This window comes from uncultured Leifsonia sp., assembly GCF_945957465.1.
Taxonomy (GTDB): domain Bacteria; phylum Actinomycetota; class Actinomycetes; order Actinomycetales; family Microbacteriaceae; genus Leifsonia.
Window position 1 is genome coordinate 18,559 of sequence record NZ_CAMFLC010000043.1, and the last position, 9,491, is coordinate 28,049.

A 9,491-nucleotide genomic window follows, 5' to 3' on the forward strand; every position below is an offset into this window, starting at 1 on the left:
CTGCGCGCGCTGCGACATTCGTCACGAATGTCGAGATTCGTGCCACGAATGTCGGGATTCGTCACGAATGTCGGTGACGCCGCTCGATTCGGCGGCGCTGCGGCGGACGGCGCGGCTACTCGGCGCCCGCGAAGGTGCGGCGGTACTCGCTGGGGGTCGTGCCGAGGATGCGCTGGAAGTGCAGCCGCAGGTTGGCCCCGGTGCCGAGGCCCACGTCGGCCGCGATCTGCTCGACACTGCGCTCGGACCGCTCCAGCAGCTCGCGGGCGACATCGATGCGGGCGCGCATGACCCACTGCATGGGTGTGTAGCCGGTGTCCTCCACGAACCGGCGGGAGAACGTGCGCGGCGACACCGCCGCGCGCTGGGCGAGCACGTCGAGTGTGAGGGGCTCTTCCAGCCGGTGCAGCGCCCACTCGCGCACCGCCGCGAACCGCTCGCCGAGCGGCTCAGGCACGCTCCGCGGCACGTACTGCGCCTGGCCGCCGCTGCGGTAGGGCGCGGCCACCAGCCGCCGGGCGGCGTGGTTGGCGGCCGCGATGCCGAGGTCGCCGCGCAGCACGTGCAGGCACAGATCGATTCCGCTGGCAGCGCCCGCCGAGGTGAGCACCTCCCCCTCGTCGACGAACAGCACGTTCTCGTCCACCCTGATCAGCGGGTAGCGCTGGGCGAGCGCGCGCGTGTAATGCCAGTGGGTCGTCGCACGCTTGCCGTTCAGCAGGCCGGTGGCAGCGAGGGCGAACGCGCCGGTGGAGATCGCCGCGAGCCGGGCGCCGCGCTCGTGCGATCGGCGCAGCGCATCCACCACGGCCGCAGGAGGGTCGTCGCGGTCGGGATGCCGATAGCCGGGCAGGAACACGATGTCGGCCCACTCGAGCGCCTCGAGACCGTGCGCGACGTGGTACGAGAGCCCGTCGCCTCCGGTGACCAGACCAGGCGCGGCGCCGCAGACACGCACCTCGTACGGCATGCTCGCGCGCGTGGTGAAGACCTGCGCGGGGATGCCGACGTCGAGCGGTTTGGCGCCCTCCAGCACGAGGACGGCGACGCGATGCAGGCGGTCAGGCACGGGAACAGGCTAGCGCCGCGAGAACGGGGTCGCCGTGCGGCGCATCCCGATCGAATCCGTGCAGGCCGCGACGCCCCCGACGCGCCTACCCTGGAACCTGTCAACGCCGACTCCCGGAGCCGACGCCCGAACGACGATCGGAGCGGAACCATGGGATGGAGAATGAAGAACCTGACGACGGCGACGTCGGGAGCGCCGCTCGCCGTCTACCAGCCGACGGGGTGGCTGTTCGCACAGTTCACGCGGCACGTCGTCTTCCAGGGGTACACCCCCACCGGCGGAGGCGACGGCCAGCTGTACGAGCTCTACTGCAGCGCGAGCGACGCCTGGAACGCGAAGAACCTCGTCTCGGAAGCCGACGGCGCCGCCGTCGGCACGAACGCCAACGGCTACATCTGGGCCCATCAGGGGTCGCAGCATGTCGTCTACCAGGGCCTCCGGCTCGACGGCCGGGTCCACGAGCTCTGGTACACCGAGGACGACGGCTGGAACCACAACGACCTCACTTCGGCCGGGCATGCGCCGCTCACCCTCTCGCAGCCGTTCGGTTACGAGACGTACTACGACGGCTCGCAGCGCGTCGTCTACCACGCCCAGGCGATCGGCGGAGGCGGCGTGCATGAGCTGCGCAACGCGGGCAACGGCTGGCACGACACCGATCTCACCACGCCGATCGGCGCCCCGGCGTGCGCGGCCGACGCCGCACCGACCGGCTACGCCTTCGAAGACCAGAGTACGGCCCACGTGCTCTATCGCACCGGCCAGGGGCACATCGTCGAGCTCTGGGAGGACGGCTCCGGCTGGCACTGGGGCGATCTCACCGCGATCACCGGCGCACCGGTCTGCAGCGATGCCGAGACCGTGACCGGCTACGTGTTCCGGGGTCAGGGTACCCAGCACATCGACTACGTCGGCGGCGACGGCCACCTCCACGAGCTCTGGTGGGCCTCCGACGGCTGGCACCACAACGACCTCACCGCCGCGGCCGGCGCGGCGCTTCCGTACGCGACCTCCACCCCTGCGGGCTACGCGTTCGAGGCGGGGCCGTTCCAGCCGGTGGCGACGCAGCACGTGATCTTCACCGGGCACGACGAGCTCGTGCACGAGCTCTGGTGGAGCGAAGGGATCTGGCACACCAACGACATCGGCTCCCGCGTCGGGGCTCCCCCGATCGTCGGCGACCCTGTGGCGTACGTGGAGGTCGACGAGGGCACGCAGAACGTCTTCTATCTCAGCGACGCCCACCAGATCATCGAGCTGCGCTGGACGCCCTGAGCGAGTGGCACCGCCCCGCGGGTCAGAACCGCACGTCCGCCGTCGCCGCGACAGCGAACTCCTGCCCGGGGTAGCGCAGACCGGAGAAGTACCGGTTGGTGTGCGCGACGATCTGCTCCGCCGTGATCGTCAGGCCCTCCCATTCGGCGTCGGTGGTGGTGTGCGCGTCGCCGACGAGCACGACGTCGTAGCCGCGCACGGCCGCGCTCTGCGTCGTGGTGCGGATGCAGTAGTCGCTCTGCGCGCCCGCGACCACCAGACGGGTGGCGTCGAACGACTCGAGCACCTCGTCGAGGTCGGTGGCGGCGAACGCGTCGCGGTACTCCTTGCGGACCAGCGGCTCGCCCGCCGCCGGGACGAGGCCGTCGGCGAGCTGCCACGGCGCGCTCTCCCAGGGGAGGTCCTCCGCCTCGTGCTGCACCCAGACCACGGGGGTGCCGGCGGCGCGGGCACGGTCGACGAGGGCCGCGGCCCGTTCCACGACACCGTCGGCGTCGGCGCAGCCGGGGAGCACCCCCTTCTGCAGGTCGATGACGAGCAGGACGGTCGCGTTCGTGTCGGTCACGGTTCCATCCTGGCATCCGCGGCAGGGCAGGATGGGAGGGTGCCAGCACCCGTCCTCCCCATCGTCGTCGTCGCCGCCGTGATCGTCCGCGACGAGGACGACGGCGACCGCGCCGTGCTGGCCTGCCGTCGCGCGCGGCACAAGGACGCCGCCGGGCTGTGGGAGTTCCCCGGCGGCAAGGTCGAGGCGGGTGAGACGCCGCAGGAGGCGCTGGTTCGCGAACTGCGCGAAGAGCTGGGCGTCGACGTGCGGGTCGGAGCGCTGCTCGACCGGACGGTGACAGGCCGGGTCGACCTCGCCTGCTACGCGGCGACCCTCGTCGGCCCGCCGCCCACAGCCTCCACGGATCACGACGCGCTCGAGTGGCGCCGGCCGGATGCGCTCGGCGGGCTCGACGCGCTCGGCGGGCTCGACGCGCTCGACGCGCTCGATTGGGCGCCGGCGGACCGGCCTGCGGTGGCCGTGCTCAACAGGCTGCCGTGGGCGTCTCTCGTGACGGCCGCAACGGCTCCGGGCGTCGACAGTCCGGGTCGCGGCCCGGCCGAGGAGGAGACACGATGAAGGCGCTGTACTACGAGACGTTCTCCGGGCCGATCGCGGTCGCCGACGTGCCGGTTCCGGAGGCGCCCGAGGGTGGAGCGGTCGTCCGCGTCGGCGCGTCCGGGCTGTGCCGCAGCGACTGGCACGCGTGGGCGGGCCATGACGACACCGTGCAGCTCCCGCACGTGCCGGGTCACGAGTTCGCCGGCGTCGTGGAGGCCGTCGGCCCCGGCGTCACCGGTTGGCGGCCGGGCGACCGGGTGACCGCGCCGTTCGTGAACGGGTGCGGCCAGTGCGAGTGGTGCCGCACCGGCCAGGCCCAGGTCTGCCCCCAGCAGACGCAGCCCGGCTTCACGCACTGGGGTTCGCACGCGGAGTTCGTCGTCGTGCGCGCGGCCGACCGCAACCTGGTGGCGCTGCCCGACGACCTCCCCGACTCCGCTGCTGCGGCGCTCGGCTGCCGGTTCGCCACCGCGTACCGGGCGTTGACGGCCCGTGCGGCTCTCCGCCCCGGGGAATGGGTGGCGGTCTACGGCGCGGGCGGCGTGGGACTCAGCGCCGTCGCGATCGCAAGCGCCCTCGGCGCCCGGCCGATCGTGGTGGACCGCTCTCCCGCGGCTCTGGACGCCGCGAGGCGGGTGGGCGCCGAGCACGTGGTTTCCGCCGGACCGGCCGTCGAGGATGCGGTCGTCGAGCTGACCTCCGGGGGCGCTCACGTCTCCGTCGACGCCGTCGGCACGGCCGAGACCGCGGTGGCGGGCGTGCGATCGCTGCGGCGCCGCGGCCGGCACGTGCAGATCGGGCTGCTCACCGGGATGCCGGCCCTGCCGCTGGACCGTGTGATCGGCTGGGAGCTGGATGTGCTCGGCAGCCACGGGATGGCCGCGGCCGACTACCCGGGCATGCTCGCGCTCGTGGCCGCCGGAGACCTCCGCCCCGATCGGCTGGTGGGCCGCACGGTCGGTCTGGCGGAGGCGGCGCGCTCGCTCCCCCTGACCGAGTCGGCGCCGTCGGTCGGCATCACCGTGCTCGACCCGAGCCTCCCGTAGCTGCGCCCGGAACTCCGGAGATCCAACGTCACCGGGGGCGCAGACTCCGGAACTCCGGACACTGTGGTGGCGTGTCGCGGGCGAACTCGGGAATCACCGACCACGAAGTCGGCCGGACTTCGACGACACCCGGCCGGATCTTTGCGGCACGACGGGTCAGGATGATTCCATGCGCTTGACCGACATCACCGTTCCCGACACTGCGGCCGCCCGCGCCGCGCGGGAGCTTGCCACCGAATACCACACGCCCTCCCTCCTCAACCACGTGCTGCGGTCGTGGCTGTGGGCGGAGGGCTTCGCCACGGTGGAGGGCCTCCACGGCATCGATCGCGAGCTGCTGTACGTCTCGGCCGTCCTCCACGACATCGGGATCGTCCCCGCGTTCGACAACCACACTCTGGCGTACGAAGACGCCGGCGGCCACGTGGCCGAGGCGCTCACGGCCGGCGCCGGGTGGGGGCCGGAACGGCGGACCCGTGCCCACGAGGTGATCGTGCGGCACAACTGGCCGGAGGTCGATCCCGTGTTCGATCCGGAAGGCCACCTTCTGGAGGTCGCCACGGCGCTGGACATCTCGGGAGTGCGTCCGGAGGCGCTTCCGGCGGAGTTCCTGCGCGAGGTGGTGGCCGCCCATCCGCGACTCGACCTGGCGGGCGAGTTCACCGCGTGTGTCATCGATCAGGCCGAGCGCAAACCCATGACGGCCGCCCGGCGCATCGTGGACCGCGGGGTCGCCGAGAAGCTGCGCCGCAATCCGCTGGAGTCGCTCGGCTGACGGGCACGTATCCTCGACGGGTGACCATTCCGCACTCCGCGCTGCCGAGCGCGCACTGGCGCGCCCGCGCCGAGGCGCACGCCGAGCGCGCCGACGCGCTCACCGCCGGGCACCGCGCCCGCGCGGCGCGGGGCGAGAAGCACCCCATCGAGGATTTCCTGTTCACGTACTACGCGTACTCGCCCTCCGTGCTGCGGCGCTGGCATCCGGGCGCGGGCGTCGAGCTGCTGGACGCCGCAGGCGACGCCCGGGTGTCCTGGCGCTGGTACGCCGCCGGCTCGACACCCGGCTCGCTCGTGGTCGACCGCGCAGCGATGGAGACCGAGAAGGCGCCGCTGCTGGCGACCATCGAGCGGATCCTCCGGTCGACGGCGGCGCGACCCGGCCGGTTCGGGTGCTTCGGCCTCCACGAGTGGGCCATGGTGTACCGGCAGCGCGACCATCGTCACGACGTGCCGCTTCGCCTCGGGCAGGCGGCGACCGACGCCGTCGTGGAGGCCGGCGAGCTGCGCTGCACCCACATCGACGCCTTCCGGTTCTTCACGCCGGAGGCCGTGCCGCTCAACCGGTTCGCGCCGACCCGGGAGACCCAGCCGGAGCTGGAGCAGCCGGGCTGCCTCCACGCCGGGATGGACGTGTACAAGTGGGCGATGAAGCTGGGGCCGCTCGTTCCTGGCGAGCTGCTGCTCGACGCGTTCGAGCTCGCGCGCGACATCCGGCTGCTCGACATGCAGGCCTCCCCGTACGACATGCGGCCGTGGGGCGCCGAGCCCGTGCGGATCGAGACCCCTGACGGCAAGGCCGAGTACGTGCGCCGCCAGCGCAGTTTCGCGGAGCGGTCGAACGCGCTGCGTGGCCGGCTGCTGGTCGCGTGGCGCGGGGAAGAGCTCGCGGCGACGGCTTAGCCGCCGGTGCCCCCACCGCCCGCGCCGCCGCCCGTGCCACCGGCGCCGCCGGTACCTCCACCGCCGCCGCCCTTCGTCGGCTGAGGCGTGGGCGTCGCAGACGGGCCGCTCGTGGGCGGGCCGGACGTCGGCTGACCGGAGCTCACCTGGATGGTGACGCTCGAGCCGCTGTAGACGGACGCGCCGGCGGACGGGTTGGTGCCCGCGACGGCGCCCGCCGGCTGATCGCTGGCCACCGGAGTCGGGTCGACGGTCACCGACAGGCCGAGGCTCTGCAGCAGCTGGGTCGCCTGGTCGGTGGTCTTGCCCGACACGTCGGGGATGGTGATCCGGCTGCCGTAGAGCAGTGAGCTGTCGGGCTTCGCGAACGCGTCGCCTCCGTAGACCGTGTCGAGGGCCTTGAGGATGGGCCTCGCAATCGAGAACTTGACGTTGCCGCCGTTGATCCCGTTGAAACTGAGACTGCGCAGAGGCGTCTGGCCGGAAACGTTGCCGACCCAGGTGGCCTGCGCGACCTTCGTCGTGGAGGTGATCATCCAGTTCTGCAACGAGTTGTCGGTGGTGCCGGTCTTGCCCATGATCGGCGTGCCGTCGTACGGATTGGCGCTCGAGGCGGTCCCACCCCCGCGCATGACGCCCTGCAGCGCGTAGGTGATGCCGTTCGCGATGTTCTTCGGCAGTCCCTGCGTGCAGGTGGACGGGCTCACCGTGTGCGGGGTCCCGTCGGCGTTGACCACCTTGTCGATGGCGATCGGCGTGCACACGGTGCCGTTGTTCGCGATGCCGGCGTACGCGGTGGCCATCGTCAACGGCGCGATGTCGTTCGTGCCGAGGATCATCGACGGGTAGGAGTTGAGCTGGGCGCCGGTCTTGGCGGGGTGCACGCCCAGGTTCTGCGCCGCCTTGAGGATCGAGCACAGGTCGGTCTTGGTCGCCATCATCGCGAACGCGGTGTTGACGGACTGGGCCGTCGCCGCCATCACCGACAGCCGGCTCGCGGCCCCCTCGTCGTTCGACACCGGCCAGTCCGGGCCGTCGACCGGCCCGCAACTGCTCGAGAAGTCGGACATCGGGAAGACGTGGTGGGAGGCGTCCACGGTCTCGTAGAGGCTGTGACCGCCCTCCAGCCAGCCGGCGAGGTCGAACGCCTTGAACGTCGAGCCGGTCTGGAAGCCCTGCGAGCCTCCGTAGGCTTCGTCGGTGTTGTAGTTCACCGCGGTCGTGCCGTCCTGCGGCTGATCGGTGTTGTTGAACGCCCGGTTCTCGACCATGGTGACGATGCGGCCGGTGCCGACCTCCACCGAGACGTTGGAGGCTCCGATGTCGATGCCGGGCCGCGAGCCGGGGATGTACTTCGACAGCGACTGCTGCGCCACGGCCTGGAGATCGAGGTTCAATGTCGTGTAGATCTTCAGGCCGCCGCGGTTCAGGGTGGCCCAGCGGTCGGCGCTCGTCTTGCCGTAGGCCGGGTCGTTGAGGATCACATCGCGTACGTAGTCGCAGAAGAAGGCGGCATCGACGTTCGCCGCAGTGGCGCACCCGGAGGTCGTCGGCGTGATCACCGGCGTGATCGGGGTCTTCTTGGCGGCGTCGCGGTCGGCAGCGGTGATCTTGTGGTGGACGTACATGCGATCGAGCACGTAGTCGCGGCGGGCCTTGGTGAGCGCGTAGCCGTTGGCGGCGCCGTTGTCCTTGTTCTTCGGCTCGTCGATCCGCAGGTTGGACGGGTTGTTGACGATGGCGACCAGGGTCGCCGCCTGCGGCAGGGTGAGCTTCGCAGCCGTGGTGTTGAAGTAGTACTCGGCCGCCGCCTCGATGCCGTACACCTGGCCGCCGAAGCCGACCACGTTGAGGTAGCCGAGCAGGATGTCCTGCTTGCTGTACTTCTTCTCGAGGCCCACCGCGTAGCGCATCTCCTGCACCTTGCGCTGCAGGGTGACTCCAGCCGCATCCGTGTAACAGGCCTGCACCTGCTTCTGGTCGGTCAGCGCCTCGCACTTCTCGACCTCGACGTTCTTGACGTACTGCTGGGTGATCGAGGAGCCGCCCTGCACATCGCCTCCGACGACGGTCGAGAGCGCACCGCGCACCGTACCGAGGAGGTCGACGGCGCCCTCGCTGTAGAACCGCGGGTCCTCGGCCGACGTGGTCGCGTCCTTGACGACCTGGGCCACGGCATCCCAGCCGACGTCTTTGCGGTTCTGCGCGTAGAACTGCGCGATCGGCACCGGGGTGCCGCCCTTGGTGGCGTACACCGTGGAGTTCTGCGCGAACTGCTGGATCTTCAGATCGGCCGGCAGCTTGTTGAAGTCGCTCACGCCTGCAGCGGCCGCGATGCCGGCTCCCAGGAAACCCGGAAGAAAGAACAGGGCGGCGAGCACGGCGGCCACTACGGCGAGCGCGACGAACTGCAGGATCGCCCCGTTGCGGGTGCGCGGCGTGCGCAGCTCGAAGCGCTTCAGCGGCTCGAGGCGGTCGTCGATCGCTTGAAGGCGCGGGGAATTCTGGAATCTGTCCGGGATGGGCACGGGTCCACGCTTCCAGGGTCTGCTGTGCGAGCGGTTGGCACCAGCACAGTACCCCTATGTGGATTTTCAGGAACCACCCACAAAGAAGTGGTCCCGACACGCCGCCGCGCGCTGGGCGGCGACGGCGTGTCGGGACGAATGGACTTACGCGGCGGCGGCGAACACCGCGTGAGGGCGCACGGTGAGGGCGCCGTCTGCGGCATCGACGACCACGGTGCCGCCGTCGGCGACCTCTCCGTTCACCAGCAGTTCGGCGATGCGGTCGTCGACCTCGCGCTGGATGACGCGGCGCAGCGGGCGGGCACCGTACTCCGGCTCGTAGCCCGCGTCGGCGATCCACTGGACCGCCGCGTCCGTCACCTCGAAGCCGATGCTCCGGTGGGCCAGGCGAGCCGCCGTCGCCTGAAGCAGCAGGCGGACGATGTCGCGCAGCTGTTCGGCGTCCAGCTTGCGGAACAGCACGATCTCGTCGATGCGGTTGAGGAACTCGGGACGCATGGCTTCCCGGAGCTTGCCCATCACGCGGTCGCGGATGTCCTTGTCGGAAGCGAACCCGTCCGAGCCGGCGGGCACGAAGCCCAGCGCTCCGCTGCGGGACGCCAGGAACTCCGAACCGAGGTTGGAGGTCATGATGACGACCGCGTTGCGGAAGTCGACCGTGCGGCCCTGGCCGTCGGTGAGACGCCCGTCGTCGAGCACCTGCAGCAGCAGGTTGAACACGTCGGGGTGCGCCTTCTCGATCTCGTCGAACAGCACGACCGAGTACGGGTTGCGGCGCACGCGCT

At 71.1% G+C, this 9,491-nt stretch carries 9 protein-coding genes; 5 read left to right on the top strand and 4 right to left on the bottom strand.

Annotation, left to right across the window (positions count from 1 at the left end; genetic code table 11):
- Window positions 1-115: 115 nt before the first annotated feature.
- Window positions 116-1,069: a GlxA family transcriptional regulator gene (locus Q0Q23_RS15970; RefSeq protein WP_295126254.1), complete on the bottom strand. Its 954-nt coding sequence runs from the start codon at window positions 1,067-1,069 to the stop codon at window positions 116-118.
- A 162-nt stretch (window positions 1,070-1,231) separates the two neighbouring features.
- On the opposite strand from Q0Q23_RS15970, the gene Q0Q23_RS15975 reads away from it, so the two are divergent.
- Complete coding sequence (locus Q0Q23_RS15975; RefSeq protein WP_295126257.1) at window positions 1,232-2,344, top strand: hypothetical protein; 1,113 nt, start codon at window positions 1,232-1,234, stop codon at window positions 2,342-2,344.
- 22 nt (window positions 2,345-2,366) lie between these two features.
- On the opposite strand, the gene Q0Q23_RS15980 is transcribed toward Q0Q23_RS15975, so the two are convergent.
- On the bottom strand, window positions 2,367-2,909 hold the full coding sequence (locus Q0Q23_RS15980) for a cysteine hydrolase family protein (RefSeq protein ID WP_295126261.1): 543 nt from the start codon (window positions 2,907-2,909) through the stop codon (window positions 2,367-2,369).
- 39 nt (window positions 2,910-2,948) lie between these two features.
- Between Q0Q23_RS15980 and Q0Q23_RS15985 the strand changes: the two genes are divergently transcribed.
- From Q0Q23_RS15985 to Q0Q23_RS16000, 4 genes are all read left to right on the top strand, one after another.
- The gene (locus Q0Q23_RS15985; RefSeq protein WP_295126264.1) at window positions 2,949-3,470 is read left to right on the top strand and encodes a (deoxy)nucleoside triphosphate pyrophosphohydrolase; all 522 of its coding nucleotides are present in this window, start codon (window positions 2,949-2,951) and stop codon (window positions 3,468-3,470) included.
- Window positions 3,467-4,498 carry a zinc-dependent alcohol dehydrogenase family protein gene (locus Q0Q23_RS15990; protein ID WP_295126267.1) on the top strand — a complete coding sequence of 344 codons (1,032 nt, stop codon included), beginning with the start codon at window positions 3,467-3,469 and terminating at the stop codon, window positions 4,496-4,498. Before Q0Q23_RS15985 ends, Q0Q23_RS15990 begins: the two co-directional genes overlap by 4 nt.
- Window positions 4,499-4,667: 169 nt before the next feature.
- The gene (locus Q0Q23_RS15995; RefSeq protein ID WP_295126270.1) at window positions 4,668-5,273 is read left to right on the top strand and encodes an HD domain-containing protein; all 606 of its coding nucleotides are present in this window, start codon (window positions 4,668-4,670) and stop codon (window positions 5,271-5,273) included.
- Between the two features lie 20 nt (window positions 5,274-5,293).
- Complete coding sequence (locus Q0Q23_RS16000; RefSeq protein ID WP_295126273.1) at window positions 5,294-6,178, top strand: 3-methyladenine DNA glycosylase; 885 nt, start codon at window positions 5,294-5,296, stop codon at window positions 6,176-6,178.
- Here the strand turns inward: Q0Q23_RS16000 and Q0Q23_RS16005 are convergent.
- Together Q0Q23_RS16005 and Q0Q23_RS16010 are read right to left on the bottom strand one after the other, a co-directional pair.
- Window positions 6,175-8,706: a penicillin-binding protein gene (locus Q0Q23_RS16005; protein ID WP_295126276.1), complete on the bottom strand. Its 2,532-nt coding sequence runs from the start codon at window positions 8,704-8,706 to the stop codon at window positions 6,175-6,177. The two genes, Q0Q23_RS16000 and Q0Q23_RS16005, sit on opposite strands and share 4 nt — an antisense overlap.
- Before the next feature lie 144 nt (window positions 8,707-8,850).
- The coding region (locus tag Q0Q23_RS16010) for an AAA family ATPase (protein ID WP_295126279.1) at window positions 8,851-9,491 on the bottom strand (641 nt) is incomplete at its 5' end.